General features: G+C 66.4%; 11 protein-coding genes. All 11 read left to right on the top strand.

From position 1 onward, the window contains the following. Positions 1 to 147 precede the first annotated feature (147 nt). The 11 genes from purB to ACCQ00_RS07895 all read left to right on the top strand — a co-directional run bounded on the left by purB (position 148) and on the right by ACCQ00_RS07895 (position 15370). Positions 148 to 1515 carry an adenylosuccinate lyase gene (gene purB, locus ACCQ00_RS07945; protein WP_039569073.1) on the top strand — a complete coding sequence of 456 codons (1368 nt, stop codon included), beginning with the start codon at positions 148 to 150 and terminating at the stop codon, positions 1513 to 1515. 259 nt (positions 1516 to 1774) lie between these two features. After that, positions 1775 to 2275 (top strand): DUF3060 domain-containing protein, encoded by a 501-nt coding sequence (locus ACCQ00_RS07940; RefSeq protein WP_039569070.1) that lies wholly within the window; start codon positions 1775 to 1777, stop codon positions 2273 to 2275. 245 nt (positions 2276 to 2520) lie between these two features. Next, positions 2521 to 4011: a ribosomal protein uL16 3-hydroxylase gene (locus ACCQ00_RS07935; RefSeq protein ID WP_039569067.1), complete on the top strand. Its 1491-nt coding sequence runs from the start codon at positions 2521 to 2523 to the stop codon at positions 4009 to 4011. Then, on the top strand, positions 4008 to 4937 hold the full coding sequence (locus tag ACCQ00_RS07930) for a GNAT family N-acetyltransferase (protein WP_039583409.1): 930 nt from the start codon (positions 4008 to 4010) through the stop codon (positions 4935 to 4937). The genes ACCQ00_RS07935 and ACCQ00_RS07930 overlap by 4 nt, the downstream gene beginning before the upstream one ends. A 180-nt stretch (positions 4938 to 5117) precedes the next feature. Further along, a complete protein-coding gene (locus ACCQ00_RS07925; RefSeq protein WP_039569061.1) occupies positions 5118 to 7946 on the top strand; it encodes a 2-oxoglutarate dehydrogenase E1 component in 2829 nt (942 codons plus the stop codon). Between the two features lie 42 nt (positions 7947 to 7988). Continuing rightward, on the top strand, positions 7989 to 9203 hold the full coding sequence (sucB, locus tag ACCQ00_RS07920; RefSeq protein ID WP_039569057.1) for a dihydrolipoyllysine-residue succinyltransferase: 1215 nt from the start codon (positions 7989 to 7991) through the stop codon (positions 9201 to 9203). A 146-nt stretch (positions 9204 to 9349) separates the two neighbouring features. Next, entirely contained in the window at positions 9350 to 10786 is a 1437-nt protein-coding gene (gene lpdA, locus ACCQ00_RS07915) for a dihydrolipoyl dehydrogenase (RefSeq protein WP_039569054.1), read from the top strand. Between the two features lie 213 nt (positions 10787 to 10999). Then, complete coding sequence (locus ACCQ00_RS07910) at positions 11000 to 11593, top strand: LOG family protein (RefSeq protein ID WP_039569051.1); 594 nt, start codon at positions 11000 to 11002, stop codon at positions 11591 to 11593. Between the two features lie 267 nt (positions 11594 to 11860). Then, the gene (locus ACCQ00_RS07905; RefSeq protein WP_039569049.1) at positions 11861 to 12463 is read left to right on the top strand and encodes an IMPACT family protein; all 603 of its coding nucleotides are present in this window, start codon (positions 11861 to 11863) and stop codon (positions 12461 to 12463) included. Further along, complete coding sequence (locus tag ACCQ00_RS07900; RefSeq protein WP_039569046.1) at positions 12460 to 14229, top strand: ABC transporter transmembrane domain-containing protein; 1770 nt, start codon at positions 12460 to 12462, stop codon at positions 14227 to 14229. Before ACCQ00_RS07905 ends, ACCQ00_RS07900 begins: the two co-directional genes overlap by 4 nt. Before the next feature lie 241 nt (positions 14230 to 14470). Then, positions 14471 to 15370 (top strand): hydrogen peroxide-inducible genes activator, encoded by a 900-nt coding sequence (locus tag ACCQ00_RS07895; protein ID WP_039569043.1) that lies wholly within the window; start codon positions 14471 to 14473, stop codon positions 15368 to 15370. The last annotated feature ends 9 nt before the right edge of the window (positions 15371 to 15379 follow it).

Below are 15379 nucleotides of genomic sequence, written 5' to 3'. Positions count from 1 at the left end.
TGTCGGGGCTTCTCTGCCGCGCCGATAGCCCGCCATTCAGCCCACGCCGACGCGGGTTGGAGGACCGGTTTTGCAGCGCTGCGAGCCTGCCTGCGGCCCTGGCGGCGTAGAATGCTGGCCCCACCGTCACCGCTGCCTCCCTTGCCCATGTCGGATTCCGCCCTGCTCGCCCTGTCCCCGCTCGACGGCCGCTACGCCTCCAAGGTGGATGCGCTGCGCCCGATCTTTTCCGAATACGGCCTGATCAAGGCCCGGGTCAAGGTCGAAATCGAATGGCTGCTGGCACTGGCCAGCGAGCCGGGCATCGCCGAACTGGCGCCGTTCTCGGAAAGCGCCGCGCAGCGCCTGCGTGCGCTGGCCGATGGCTTCAGCGTCACCCATGCCGCCCGCGTCAAGGAGATCGAGCGCACCACCAACCATGACGTCAAGGCGGTGGAGTACTTCATCAAGGAGCAGCTCACCGACGACGCCGAGCTCGGGCCGGCACTGGAATTCGTGCACTTTGCCTGCACCAGCGAAGACATCAACAACCTCAGCTACGGCCTGATGCTGGAGCAGGCCCGCCGCGAGGTGCTGCTGCCTAGCCTGGACGGCATCGTCGCCTCGCTGCGCAGCCTGGCGCATGCGCAGGCGGCCCAGCCGATGCTCTCGCGTACCCATGGCCAGACCGCCTCGCCCACCACGCTGGGCAAGGAAATCGCCAACGTGGTCGCGCGCCTGGAGCGCCAGCGCAAGCAGATCGCCGCAGTCGAACTGACCGGCAAGATCAACGGCGCGGTCGGCAACTACAACGCACACCTGGTGTCGTACCCGGACCTGGACTGGGCGGCGTTCGCACAGCGTTTCGTGGAAAGCCTGGGCCTGGTGTTCAACCCCTACACCACCCAGATCGAACCGCACGACAATGTGGCCGAAATCGGCGATGCCAGCCGCCGCGCCAACACCATCCTGATCGACCTGGCGCGCGACATCTGGGGCTATATCTCGCTGGGCTACTTCAAGCAGAAGCTCAAAGAGGGCGAAGTCGGCTCCTCGACCATGCCGCACAAGGTCAACCCCATCGACTTCGAAAATGCCGAGGGCAATTTCGGCATCGCCAACGCGCTGTTCGAACACTTTTCCGCCAAGTTGCCGATCAGCCGCTGGCAGCGCGACCTCACCGATTCCACCGTGCTGCGCGCACTCGGCACCGCGTTCGGCCACACCCAGGTCGCGCTGGATTCGCTGGCCAAGGGCCTGGGCAAGCTCACCGTCAACCCCGAGCGCCTGGATGCCGACCTGGATGCGGCCTGGGAAGTGCTGGCCGAAGCCGTGCAGACGGTCATGCGCCGCCACGGCCTGCCCAATCCGTACGAACAACTCAAGGCGCTGACCCGCGGCCAGGGCATTCCCGCCGCCTCGATGCAGGCCTTCGTGGAAAGCCTGCAACTGCCCGAAGACGACAAGCAGCGCCTGCGCGCGCTCACCCCGGGCGCCTACACCGGCCTGGCCGAGCAGTTGGCGCGCGCGATCTGAGCTGACCGAAGCGCACGCGCGGTGCGAGCTTGCGCAGCGGGTCACGTCATCGACCTTATCGGCGAAGCTGCATCGGCGAGCCTGCAGCGACATGACCACATGTCGATGCAGGCCGATCACGGCCAGTGATAACGAGTCCACGACACCTCGCACCGGACGCACTCCACATCGTTGGCGGGTTGGACGCCCGGCCAGCGCCTGCACATGGGTGACCCAACCGCACTGCTATCGTGCCGGCCTCACCTTCAGGAGATCGGCGATGCGCGTCACTCACACGGCACTGTCACTGTTGACGCTGGCAAGCGTCCTTGCACTGAACGGATGCGGCGGCGAGGGCCCCGCTGCGCAGGCGCCATCGGCGGTCTCCACTCCCCTGACCGATCCGGCCAGCGGCGCAGACTGTGCCGGCAAAGACGTCCGGCTGACCCGCAATGACAGCGAATGGATCCTGCACGGCGAGTGCGGCACGGTCACCATCACCGCCTCGCGTGGCACGATGAATCTGGACACTGCACGCAGCATTCGGCTGGAGGGAAGCAACTTCACGGTGCTCAACGAGCAACTCGGTCAGCTCAGCGTGAGCGGTCACGACAACACGCTCAATCTGACCGATGTCGACACCGTGGATATCCAGGGCAACAAGAATCTGGTGCTGGCGCGCGCCGTCAAACAGGTACGGTTTTCGGGCAACGACAACACCGTCAACCCATCCAGCAAACCCGCACTGGACGACCGTGGCAGCGGCAACAAAGTGATGTGATGCGTGCTGGTGCGCTACCCGCGCACGCGACGATCGGCGTGCGCGGCAGGCGCCACCATGCCGCTGGCAAGGCCATCAACACGAAGAAGCGATCGGAAACGCCGGCCAGCCCTGCAGCGGCGAACCGGAGCGGGCACGTTGCGCGCCGCACAGGTGCACATCCGGCTCGGGCAGTCGACAATAGGCCATTGGCGCCGGCCGATGCCGCGCACCGCACTCTCTTCTACATCGTGTAAGGACCCCAAATGGCCGTACGTAAAGCGACCCCACTTGCCATCGAAGTCCAGGCCCGTCCGGGACAGCCGCTGGGCATGCCGGTCGAGCGTTTCCTGCGCAATTACTGGCACAAGCACCCGCTGTTGATCCGCAATGCGTTCGCGGATTTCGCCTCGCCGCTGCAGCCGGAAGACCTGGCCGGGCTGGCCTGCGAAGACGGCGTGCTGGCACGCCTGATCAGCCACGACCGCACCACCGACGGCTGGGACGTGCGCACCGGCCCGTTCCAGGAAACCGATTTTCCCGGACTGCCCGACCATGACTGGACCTTGCTGGTGCAGGACGTGGACAAATGGGACGCCGACGTGCGTGCCCTGCTGGAGCACTTCCGCTTCCTGCCGCGCTGGCGTATCGACGACATCATGATCAGCTTCGCGGCCACTGGCGGTTCGGTGGGCGCGCATGTCGACCATTACGACGTGTTCCTGCTGCAGGGCCAGGGCCACCGCCGCTGGCAGATCGACGCGCGCACCGTCCAGGGCCGCAAGGCCACGCCGCTGGCGTTCCGCGACGATGTCGAGCTCAAGCTGCTACGCGAGTTCAAGCCCACCCACGATTGGGTGCTGGGCCCGGGCGACATGCTCTACCTGCCGCCGCTGATCCCGCACCACGGTGTGGCCGAAGACGCCTGCCTGACCTTCTCCATCGGCACCCGCGCACCGTCCTCGGCCGAGCTGATCGGCGATTACCTGGACACCTTGATTGCCGATGCCGACGAGGCCGTGCGCTATCACGACGAAGACCTCAAGGTGCCGGCCGATCCCTACGAAATCGACGTTACCGCGATGAACCGCGTGGTCGCTGCGCTCAATGCGCTGCGCATGAACGACCCCGACCGCCTGGGCGACTGGTTCGGCCGCTTCATGACCACCTACCGCGCCTCCGGCGACGTGGTGCCGGCGCCCGAGCCGATCCCGCGCGAAGCGGTCGAGCAGGCGCTGGAAGAAGGCGTGCTGCTGCACCGCCACCCGTGGTCGCGGCTGGCCTGGCGGCGCGCCAAACGCGGCGCCACGCTGTTCTGCAGCGGCCTGGAGTTTGCGCTGTCGGCCAAGGATGCGTCCCGTCTGGCCGCGGCCGAAGAGATCGACGGCACTTTGTACGCGCAGTTGTCCCCGCGTGGCCGCGAGGTGGTACTGGAGCTGCTGGCACAGGGCCACTACCAGCGCGCCCACGAAGATGCCGAGGACGACCTCGCAGACGACCACGCGCATGCCCTGAGCGTGTCGGCCGACCACGACGACGAAGATGCCGATGCCGAGGACGACGCGCCGGAGGCGGACGAAGACATCGATGCCGACGCCGATGTCGAACAGGTTGCCGACGCTGCCGACACCCCGGCAGAGGCGCTGGAGGCCGATGTCGAACCCGGCGACGATGCCGAAGCCGAGCAGGACGTCGACAGTGCGATCGCCGACAAGACCGATTCCGACGACAGCGACGACACCACCAAGCCTGCATGACCGCGCACGCCAGACCGCAGATCGTCACGCTGGACCCGGCCGCCGACGCGGCGGCGCTGCGTGCGCTGCGGCTGGCCTGCGCCACCGACACCGCTGGCGCCACCGGCGGTGTCCAGTGGGATGCATTGGATCCGCTCAGCCTGCATCTGGCCGTACGCGACGAGGGCCAGCTGATCGCCTCGGTGCGGCTCACCGCCGATCGCCGCCTCGACCGCCTCGGCGTTCTGCCCAACTGGCGCCGCCGTGGCGTGGCCGACCAACTGCTCGCTGCCGCAGTCGACGCGGCACGGCGGCACGGCTGGCCTAGCCTGCGCGCATGTCCCAGCCCAGCTGCGGAAGCGGTCTTCGCGCGCCTGGGCTTTCTGCCCGACGCTGGCACCCTCTCCTCACCCGAGCGCATTGGCCAGGCCCACGATGCGCCCGGTACCGTCGTGCACCGTCGCCTCGACGGCCCGATGGCAGTGGACTCCTTCACCGCAGCCTTGGCCGCCACCACCGGGTTGCTGTGCGCCGCGCGCCGCCAGGTGCTGATCTACACCCGCGCCCTGGACCCGCCCCTGTTCGACAACGCCGCGGTGCTCGACGCGCTGCGTCGTTTCGCCACCGCCCGCCACGACAAGCGTGTACATGTCCTGGTGCAAGACACCGCCAGTGCCGCGGCCAGCAGCAGCGCGATGCTGCGCCTGGCACAGCGCCTGCCCAGCGTGTTCCGGTTCCGCGCGGTCAGCGACCCGGTCGATGCAAGTTTTGCATCGGTCTATGTTGTCGGCGACGACGCCTACTACTTTCGTCCAACGGGTCATCGCTTCGATGATGGCGAAACCTGGCTGTCGGGTGCAGCGCGCAGCCGCCAGTTGGAGCGCGAATTCGCGCAGATATGGGAGCGCAGCGCGCTCTGGAACGAGCCGCGCGCGCTCGGCATCTGACCCCACAGCGCCGCTCGCACGTAGGCGCGCGCGCAATTGGTCTACCCCGCCGGTCAGCTTGCAGACGCCCCCTCACTAGCGCAAGGGGGTATAATTTTTCGAGATTTGAGACCGACCGACGGGGCATCTCGCCCTGCCGCTTCCGCACAATCATCCCCACAGCAGACCCGACTTACCATCGTGGATAATCTCCTAAAGCAGTTCGCGCAGTCATCGCAGCTCGCCGGCGGCAACGCCGCCTACATCGAGGATCTGTACGAGCAGTACCTCGTCGCCCCGGACAGTGTCGATCCGAAGTGGAAGAGCTACTTCGATGGTTTCGAAGGTCGCGGTGCCGGTGACGTACCGCATTCGGCGGCCATCGCCCATATCCTCACCGCCTCCAAGCAAGCTGCCAACGCCGGTACCGGCGCAGGCGCCAGCGACGAGCGCGAGCGCAATGTCGGCCGTCTGATCACTGCCTACCGCGCCCGTGGCCACCTCGGCGCACAGCTCGACCCGCTGGGCCTGGTCCCGCCGGTCAACCCGCCCGACCTGGACCTGCCGTTCCACAGCCTGTCCCAGGCCGATCTGGACAGCGAGTTCAGTACCGGCGGCATCGGTGGCCAGCCGCGCATGAAGCTCAAGGATCTGCTGACGCGCCTGAAGGCGACTTACGCCAGCAGCATCGGCGCCGAGTTCATGCACATCCAGGAGTTCGACCAGCGCCAGTGGATTTACAAGCGCCTGGAAGACGCCGGCGGCAAGATTGCCGGCGATGCGGCCAGCCGCAAGCGCACCCTGGAGCGGCTCACCGCTGCCGAAGGCCTGGAGCGCTACCTGCACACCAAGTACGTCGGCCAGAAGCGCTTCTCGCTGGAAGGCGGCGATTCGCTGATCCCGATGATGGACGAGATCATTCGCCAGTCCGGCAACGATCAGGTCAAGGACATCGTGATCGGCATGGCCCACCGCGGCCGCCTCAACGTGCTGGTCAATACGCTGGGCAAGAACCCGCGCAAGCTGTTCGACGAATTCGAAGGCAAGTTCGAGCACGCCCATGACGACCGCGCGCACACCGGCGACGTCAAGTACCACATGGGTTTCTCGGCCGATATCGCAGTCGGCACCGACAAGCAGGTGCACCTGGCACTGGCGTTCAACCCCTCGCACCTGGAAATCGTCGACCCGGTCGTGGTCGGCAGCGTGCGTTCGCGCCAGGAGCGTTTCGGCGATGCCGAGCGCAAGGCCGTCCTGCCGATCCTGATCCATGGCGACGCCGCATTCGCCGGCCAGGGCGTGGTGATGGAACTGTTCCAGATGTCGCAGGCGCGCGGTTTCGCGGTCGGCGGCACCGTGCACATCGTGGTCAACAACCAGATCGGCTTCACCACCAGCACCCGCGACGACGCCCGCTCCACGTTGTACTGCACGGACGTGGCCAAGATGATCGGCGCGCCGGTCTTCCACGTGAACGGCGACGATCCGGACGCGGTGATGTTCGTGTCCAAGCTGGCCTACGAATTCCGCCAGCAGTTCAAGAAGGACGTGGTCATCGACCTGGTCTGCTACCGCCGTTGGGGCCATAACGAGGCCGACGAACCGGCAGCGACCCAACCGGTGATGTACCAGACCATCCGCAAGCACAAGACCACCCGCGAGCTGTATGCCGCCAAGCTGGAAAGCGACGGCGTGCTGAGCGCCGACGAGGCCAAGGCCCTGGTGGACGGCTACCGCAACAAGCTCGATTCGGGCGAGTACACCACCGAACTGGCCAAGCGCAAGCCGGACGAATTTGCCATCGATTGGTCCAAGTACCTGGTCGGCACCGCTGCCGATCCGGTGGACACGCGCGTCAAGCGCGAGCAGCTGGACCGTCTGGCCAAGCTGATCACCACCATCCCCGAAGGCGTCGAATTGCATGCCCGCGTGGCGAAGATCTACGAAGATCGCGTCAAGATGGCGGCAGGCGACCAGCTTGGCGACTGGGGCTTCGCGGAAAACCTGGCCTACGCCACCTTGCTGGCCGAGGGTCACAAGCTGCGTCTGGTCGGCCAGGACGCCGGCCGCGGCACGTTCTTCCACCGTCACGCGATCCTGCATGACCAGAAGACCGACGATTACTACCTGCCGCTGCGCCAGCTGGTGCAGAACCCGGAAGACGCCACCGTCATCGACTCGCTGCTGAGCGAAGAAGCGGTGATGGGCTTCGAATACGGCTACTCCACTACCGACCCGAATGCGCTGTGCATCTGGGAAGCGCAGTTCGGCGACTTCGCCAACGGCGCGCAGGTGGTGATCGACCAGTTCATCGCCGCCGGCGAAGCTAAGTGGGGCCGCATCGCAGGCCTGTCGCTGTTCCTGCCGCATGGCTACGAAGGCCAGGGCCCGGAGCACAGCTCTGCACGTCTGGAGCGTTTCCTGCAGCTGTGCGCGCTGGAGAACATGCTGGTCTGCGTGCCGACCACGCCGGCGCAATGCTTCCACATGATCCGCCGCCAGATGCGCATGACCACCCGCAAGCCGCTGGTGGTGATGACGCCCAAGTCGTTGCTGCGCCACAAGCTGGCGGTGTCGAGCCTGGAAGAACTGGCCGACGGGCAATTCCAGCACCTGATCCCGGACGCCAAGGCCGACGCGGCCAAGGTCAAGCGCGTGGTGCTGTGCTCGGGCAAGGTCTATTACGACCTGCTCGAAGACCAGACCAAGCGCGGCCAGGACGATGTCGCCATCCTGCGTGTGGAGCAGCTGTATCCGTTCCCGCGCGCGCAGCTGGCGGCCGAGCTCAAGGCCTATGCCAACGCCACCGGCGTGGTGTGGTGCCAGGAAGAGCCGCAGAACCAGGGTGCGTGGTACCAGATCCGCCACCACCTCAACTTCTGCCTGGCCAGCGGCCAGAGCCTGCATTACGCCGGCCGTGCCCGTTCGCCCTCGCCTGCCGCCGGCCACATGGCCGACCACATCATCGAGCAGCAGAAGCTGGTTGCCGATGCGCTGCTCAACCCGTTCAACGACCAAGTCGCTGAATAACTCCTCTTCCCCAAAGAACGAAAACCCTAGGACGCTCCCCGAATGGCCACCGAAGTCAAAGTTCCGGTACTGCCCGAATCCGTTTCCGACGCCACCATCGCCAGCTGGCACAAGAAGGCCGGCGAAGCGGTCAAGCGCGACGAGAATCTGGTCGACCTGGAAACCGACAAGGTCGTGTTGGAAGTTCCTTCGCCGGTCGACGGCGTACTGAAGGAAATCAAGTTCGACACCGGCAGCACGGTCACCAGCAACCAGATCCTGGCGATCATCGAAGAAGGCGCCGTGGCTGCCGCTGCACCGGCTGAAGAGAAGAAGGCCGCTGCACCGGCGCCTGCCGCTGCTGCGCCAGCAGCCGCTCCGGCACCGGCTGCCGCCGCCGCGCCTGCGGCTGCGTCCAAGTCCGCTGCCGATGCGCTGCCGCCAGGTGCGCGCTTCTCCGCAATCACCCAGGGCGTGGATCCGTCGCAGGTCGAAGGCACCGGCCGTCGTGGCGCGGTGACCAAGGAAGACATCGTCAACTTCGCCAAGGCCGGCGGCGTCGGCAAGGCTTCGGGCGCCCGCCCGGAAGAGCGCGTGCCGATGACCCGCGTGCGCAAGACCATTGCCAAGCGCCTGATGGAGTCCAAGAACTCCACCGCGATGCTGACCACCTTCAACGAGGTCAACCTGGCCAAGGTGTCGGCCGCACGCAAGGAGCTGCAGGACGAGTTCCAGAAGGCGCACGGCATCAAGCTCGGCTTCATGAGCTTCTTCGTCAAGGCCGCCGCCAACGCGCTGCAGCGCTTCCCGCTGGTCAATGCCTCGATCGACGGCGACGACATCATCTATCACGGCTACAGCGACATCTCGATCGCTGTGTCGACCGACAAGGGGCTGGTCACGCCGGTGCTGCGTAATGTCGAGCGCCAGTCGTTCGCCGACGTCGAGCAGGGCATCGCCGACTACGCCGCCAAGGCGCGCGCCGGCAAGCTGGGCCTGGACGACCTGCAGGGCGGCACCTTCACCATCACCAACGGCGGCACCTTCGGCTCGCTGCTGTCGACCCCGATCATCAACCCGCCGCAGAGCGCCATCCTGGGCATGCATGCGATCAAGGAGCGTCCGATCGCCGAGAACGGCCAGGTCGTGATCGCCCCGATGATGTACCTGGCGCTGTCCTACGACCACCGCATCATCGACGGCAAGGATTCGGTGCAGTTCCTGGTAGACATCAAGAACCAGCTGGAGAACCCGGGCCGCATGTTGTTCGGCCTGTAAGAGCCGGGAATCGGGAATGGAGAGTCGGGAATGGGACAAGCGCCCACCGCCCGCTCCATTCCCGCCTGGACCTGGATGGCACGCGACAGGCGCATGCGCTGTTGCGATTCCCCATTCCCTATTCCCCATTCCCGTGAGCAAATGAAATGAGCGAACAATTCGACGTCGTCGTCATCGGTGCTGGCCCGGCCGGTTATCACGCCGCCATCCGCGCGGCCCAGCTGGGCATGAAGGTCGCCTGCATCGACGCGGCACTGGGCAAGGACGGCAAGCCGGCGCTGGGCGGTACCTGCCTGCGCGTGGGCTGCATCCCGTCCAAGGCGCTGCTGGATTCCTCGCGCCAGTTCTGGAACATGGGTCACCTGTTCGGCGACCACGGCATCAGCTTCAACGACGCCAAGATGGACGTGCCCACGATGATCGGCCGCAAGGACAAGATCGTGAAGCAGTTCACCGGCGGCATCGCGATGCTGTTCAAAGCCAACAAGATCACCCCGTACTACGGTTTCGGCCAGCTGCAGCCGGGCAACATCGTCAAGGTGAGCCAGCACGAAGGCGGCGAGATCGAGCTCAAGGGCACCAATGTGATCCTGGCCGCCGGTTCGGAATCGATCGAACTGCCGTTCGCCAAGTTCGATGGCGACACCATCGTCGACAACGTCGGCGGGCTGGACTTCACTGCGGTGCCCAAGCGCCTGGCGGTGATCGGCGCTGGCGTGATCGGCCTGGAGCTGGGCAGCGTGTGGAAGCGCCTGGGCGCCGAGGTCACCATCCTCGAAGCGCTGCCGGACTTCCTGGCGCTGGCCGATGCCGAAGTGGCCAAGACCGCACTGAAGGAATTCAAGAAGCAGGGCCTGGACATCAAGCTGGGCGCCAAGGTCAGCAAGACCGAGATCACCGGCAGCGGCGACGCCAAGCAGGTGGTGCTGAGCTACACCGACGCGACCGGCGAGCAGACCCTGACCGTGGACAAGCTGCTGGTGGCCGTGGGCCGCAAGGCCGCGACCAAGAACCTGCTGGCCGAGGGCACCGGGGTCAAGGTCACCGACCGCGGCCAGATCGAGGTCGATGGCCATTGCCACACCGGTGTGGATGGCGTCTGGGCGATCGGCGACTGCGTGCGCGGCCCGATGCTGGCGCACAAGGGCTTCGAGGAAGGCATCGCGGTGGCCGAACTGATCGCCGGCCTGCCCGGCCACGTTAACTTCGACACCATTCCGTGGGTCATCTACACCGAGCCGGAAATTGCCTGGGTCGGCAAGACCGAGCAGCAGTTGAAGGCCGAAGGCGTTGCCTACAAGGCCGGCAGCTTTCCGTTCGCGGCGATCGGTCGCGCGGTGGCCATGGGCGAGCCGGCCGGCTTCGTCAAGGTGATCGCCGATGCCGAAACTGACCGCGTGCTGGGTATGCACCTGGTGGGCGTGGGCGTGTCCGAGCTGGTGCACGAAGGTGTGCTGACGATGGAATTCAACGGCTCGGCCGACGACCTGGCGCGCATCTGCCACGCCCATCCGACGCTGTCCGAAGCGATCCACGACGCCGCCATGGCGGTCAGCAAGCGCGCGATCCACAAGGCCAACTAAGACCGGGATTCGGGATTCGGGCGTGGGGATTCGTAAACGACTCCCTCTCCTGATCATCTCCCGGCAAGCACATGACGCCGGGCTAAAAACCCGGCGTTATGTTTTTCAGGCACGGTCAAAACAATCCTGCAACGTTCATTTCGGCGGGCCTCTAGATGGCATCGACGCAGCGCGCCCGGTTTTACGAATCCCCAATCCCCAATTCCGAATCCCATGAAAAGCATCTGCGTCTATTGCGGCTCCAACGCCGGTAACAAACCGGCCTATGCCGAACGCGCCACTGCCCTGGGCACGCGCATTTCCGAGCAAGGCCTGCGACTGGTCTACGGCGGCGGCAACGTCGGCCTGATGGGCACGGTGGCCAACGCCGTCCTCGCTGCCGGCGGCCAGGTCACGGGCGTGATCCCCAAGCAACTGGCGGACTGGGAAGTGGCCCACCGCGGCTTGACCGAACTGGAGATCGTCGGCTCGATGCACGAGCGCAAGATGCGCATGTTCGAGTTGTCCGATGGCTTCGTCGCCCTGCCCGGCGGCTTCGGCACCATGGAAGAGATCTTCGAGATGCTGACCTGGCGCCAGCTCGGCATCGGCAACAAGCCCTGCGCCTTCCTGGATATCGAAGATTTCTACGCGCCGCTGATCGGCATGATCGATCGCATGGTGGAAGAGCGCTTCCTGCATCCAGATCAACGCACCGACCTGTGGTACGGCGCAGATATCGAGCAGATGCTCGAATGGATGCAGCACTACACGCCGGCGCAGGCATCGAAGTGGATCGACGAGAAGCGGCGCTCCACCCTGGTGTGAGCGAAGGCAGCCAAGACAAACGGCGTCTCACCGCGCGTCGGCCGGGTTGCCGAGGCGCCGCTCCCTGATCGCCCAACCCACAATGACAGGCGTACGTCGCCGCTGCAGCGGCGTCGGCAAGCACGATGCCACGGTGAGCGCACCACCCGTCGTCACTGCGACCCTGCGCAGGTGCTGCAGCACGATGGCACGTACACGGCGCGGTGTTGCCAGCTTGCAACGGCAGTCACGATGGCTGCGGCAATCCGCCGTACCGCCTCGCATAGAATGGCGGCGATGCTCGATACCCTCGCCGCTGATGCGCACCACAGTCTGGACATCAAGCACAGTCGCTTTGTGGCCCATGCTGTCGCACTGGAGGCTCCCGCGCATGCGCTGGAGATCGTGCAGCGCGTGGCAGTGCCGGACGCGACGCACAACTGCTGGGCCTACCGGTTCGGGCAGGACTACCGTTCCAGCGACGACGGCGAGCCAAGCGGCACCGCCGGCCGGCCGATCCTGGCCGCCATCGATGGCCAGGGCTTCGATCGGGTGGTGGTGGTGGTCACGCGCTGGTATGGCGGCATCAAGCTCGGTGCCGGCGGGCTGGTGCGCGCCTACGGCGGTACCGCGGCCGAGTGCCTGCGGCTGGCAACGCGACAGCCATTGATCGCGTTGTCGCTGGTGCAGGTACAGTGCCGGTTCGACGATCTGGGCCTGGTGCACGCAGCGCTGGCGGCCTTCCATGCCGACAAACTGGACGAACACTTCGACGCCGAGGGTGCAGCGTTGCGCGTGCAACTGCCTGCCGATCAGCTCGCCGGCTTGAAAACCCGCCTGTGCGACGCCACTCGCAATCGTGTCCATCTCTCATCCCCGGAAGCCGCATGACCGAGCCAGCCGCTGCACGTCCCAGCCCGTTGCGGAAGCTGGGCAGCCTGCGCACCTTGTGGCCATTCGTCCAACGCCAGCGCGGCCTGTTTGCCGCCTGGCTGGTCGCACTGTCGATTTCCGCTGCCGCCACGCTGAGCCTGCCCGCAGCGGTCAAGCGCATGATCGACCAAGGCTTCTCCGGCGATGCGCAGATCAACCAGGCGTTCTCGCTGCTGTTCGCAGTCTCGGTCGTGCTGGCGTTGGCAACGGCGGCGCGCTTCTATTTCGTCGCACTGCTGGGCGAAAAAGTGGTCGCCGACCTGCGCGGGCGGCTGTATGCGCACCTGATCGGCCTGGACGCCGGATTTCATGACCGCAGCCGCAGCGGCGAATTGGTGTCGCGCCTGTCGGCCGACAGCGAATTGCTGCGTGGGCTGATCGGCACCACCATGTCGGTGGCCTTGCGCAGTTCGGTCACGGTGATCGGCAGCATCGTCATGCTGTTCGTCACCAGCCCGCGGCTGGCCGGCTTCACCTTGATCGGCATCCCGCTGGCAGTGCTGCCGATCGTGCTGGGCGCACGCCGCCTGCAGAAGATTTCGCGCGCAAGCCAGGACCGTGTGGCCGATGCCAATACGCTGGCCGCCGAAACCCTGGGCGCAGTGCGCACCGTGCAGGCGCATGCACGCGAGCGTTACGAAAGCCAACGTTTCAGTACGGCACTGTTGACCGCCATCGACACCGCGAAGGTGCGCATCCGCACCCAGGCCACCGTGACCGCGGTGGCGATCATGCTGATCTTCGGCGCGATCGTCGCGGTGTTGTGGCTTGGCGCGCACGATGTGATTGCTGGCCGCATGACGCCCGGCACGCTCGGCCAGTTCGTGTTGTACGCGATGATCGGCGGCGGTTCGGTCGGGGCGCTGGCCGAGGTCTGGAACGAGTTGCAGCGTGCCGCCGGCGGCATGGGCCGGGTGAGTGAATTGCTCGACGAACAACCGCTGATCGTGGCGCCGGCCACGCCGCAGGCCTTGCCGCAGCCGCTGCGCGGCGCGATCCATTTCGACCGGGTGGTCTTCCATTACCCGCAACGCCCGGACGCGCCGGCGCTGGACGGGTTCGACCTGCATGTCAGCCCCGGCGAAACCGTGGCGCTGGTGGGTCCGTCCGGTGCGGGCAAGAGCACGGTGCTGTCGATGCTGCTGCGCTTCCACGACCCGGACAGCGGCAAGGTGCGTATCGACGACATCGACCTGCGCGAGGTCGACCCGGTCCTGTTGCGCGAGCACATCGCGCTGGTACCGCAGCAACCCACGTTGTTTGCCGCCAGCGCCGCCGACAACATCCGCTACGGGCGCCTGCAGGCCAGCGACGCCGAGGTGGAAGCGGCGGCGGCGGCGGCCGAAGCCGATGTGTTCATCCGCGCCCTGCCCCAGGGCTACGCCAGCGAACTGGGTGAGCGCGGCACGCGCCTGTCCGGCGGCCAGCAGCAACGCGTGGCGATTGCACGTGCGCTGCTCAAGGACGCGCCGATCCTGCTGCTGGACGAAGCCACCAGCGCGCTCGATGCGCAAAGCGAGCGCGCCGTGCAGCAGGCGCTGGAGCGACTGATGCAAGGCCGCACCACGCTGGTGATCGCGCACCGCCTGGCCACCGTGCTCAAGGCCGACCGCATCGTGGTGATGGATGCCGGGCGCATCGTTGCGCAGGGTACGCATGCGCAGTTGATCGCCGAAGGCGGTCTGTATGCGGAGCTGGCGCGGCTGCAGTTCATCGACCAATGAGCGCCGCCAGGCGCCGTCGTGCCAGCGATGGCACCTGGCGCAACCAGCGAAACGCCTGCGCTCGCCGCGAGACGGGCGCGGCCTTCGCTCGGCATCGGCCTGCGCCGCTCGTACACTGCGGTGACCGCGGCTCGCCCACCCTCGCCGGACGCGCTGCCGCTGCACTTGCCCGCCGCACGTGGCCCGTCTTGTCTCACCGGCCACGCCGGCCGTGCGCTCCCACGCAATCCGATGTGACCCCATGCCCCGCCCCAAAACCACTCTTCGCCAGCTGAGCTATTTCGTCGCGCTGGCCGATACCGGCAGCTTTACCCGTGCCGCCGAGCAGATGGGCGTCTCGCAGCCATCGTTGTCGCAACAGATCCGCGCATTGGAAGCGATCATCGGCGCGCCACTGTTCGAGCGCGGCGCGCAGGCAATCCTGACCCCGCTCGGTCGCGAGCTGCTCGACCGCGCACGCAGCATCCTGCTCGATGTCACCGATCTGGAAGAGGTCCGCGCCACCGCCGCCGATACCTTGATCGGCACCATCCGCCTCGGCGTCTCGCCCACGCTCGGCGCCTATCTGATGCCCAGCCTGGTGGCACGCCTGCATCGCGAGCATCCGGCCCTGCGCGTGCATGTGCGCGAAGGCCTGCCAACCGACCTCGCCGCCGACCTGAGCAACGGCACGCACGACCTGGTCCTCGCGCAACTGCCGGTAGCCGGCCGCGGCCTGCACAGCGAGCGGCTGTTTCGCGAACTGCTGCATGTGACCATGGCTGCCGATCATCCGCTGCGCACCAAGGCCTGCATCACCCCGGCCGACCTGCGCGGCGCCAACTTGCTGACCTTGATGCCGGAATACCGACTGGCAGAACAGGTTGCCGCGATCGCCATGGAGGTGGGCGCCAATGTCTTGCGCGATTACGAAGGCACCAGCCTGGACGCGATCCGCCAGATGGCCGGCATGGGCATGGGTCTTGCCTTGCTTCCGGACCTGTACGTGCGCCAGGAAATCCGCGAAGGCGACGACGTGGTGGTTCGGCCGGTCAAAGGCGGGCGCTACTATAGGGAGATCGGTCTGCTCTGGCGCCAGGGCGCCGGTCGCGCACCGGCCTTCGGCTTGATCGCCGATCTGCTGCGCGCGGTGGCTGCATAGGAAAATCCT

It is taken from the genome of Xanthomonas sp. NCPPB 3761, from assembly GCF_041475705.2.
GTDB lineage: Bacteria > Pseudomonadota > Gammaproteobacteria > Xanthomonadales > Xanthomonadaceae > Xanthomonas > Xanthomonas phaseoli.
The sequence above is the reverse complement of the archived record's forward strand: the minus strand, read 5'-3'. Positions and strand labels throughout refer to the sequence as shown.

Excerpts from the sequence above, each read along its gene's own strand:
- ACCQ00_RS07935 (WP_039569067.1), top strand. The coding sequence starts at position 2,521 with ATGGCCGTACGTAAAGCGACCCCACTTGCCATCGAAGTCCAGGCCCGT.
- ACCQ00_RS07900 (WP_039569046.1), top strand. The coding sequence starts at position 12,460 with ATGACCGAGCCAGCCGCTGCACGTCCCAGCCCGTTGCGGAAGCTGGGC.
- ACCQ00_RS07940 (WP_039569070.1), top strand. The coding sequence starts at position 1,775 with ATGCGCGTCACTCACACGGCACTGTCACTGTTGACGCTGGCAAGCGTC.
- ACCQ00_RS07905 (WP_039569049.1), top strand. The coding sequence starts at position 11,861 with ATGGCGGCGATGCTCGATACCCTCGCCGCTGATGCGCACCACAGTCTG.
- sucB (WP_039569057.1), top strand. The coding sequence starts at position 7,989 with ATGGCCACCGAAGTCAAAGTTCCGGTACTGCCCGAATCCGTTTCCGAC.
- lpdA (WP_039569054.1), top strand. The coding sequence starts at position 9,350 with ATGAGCGAACAATTCGACGTCGTCGTCATCGGTGCTGGCCCGGCCGGT.
- ACCQ00_RS07930 (WP_039583409.1), top strand. The coding sequence starts at position 4,008 with ATGACCGCGCACGCCAGACCGCAGATCGTCACGCTGGACCCGGCCGCC.
- ACCQ00_RS07910 (WP_039569051.1), top strand. The coding sequence starts at position 11,000 with ATGAAAAGCATCTGCGTCTATTGCGGCTCCAACGCCGGTAACAAACCG.
- purB (WP_039569073.1), top strand. The coding sequence starts at position 148 with ATGTCGGATTCCGCCCTGCTCGCCCTGTCCCCGCTCGACGGCCGCTAC.
- ACCQ00_RS07895 (WP_039569043.1), top strand. The coding sequence starts at position 14,471 with ATGCCCCGCCCCAAAACCACTCTTCGCCAGCTGAGCTATTTCGTCGCG.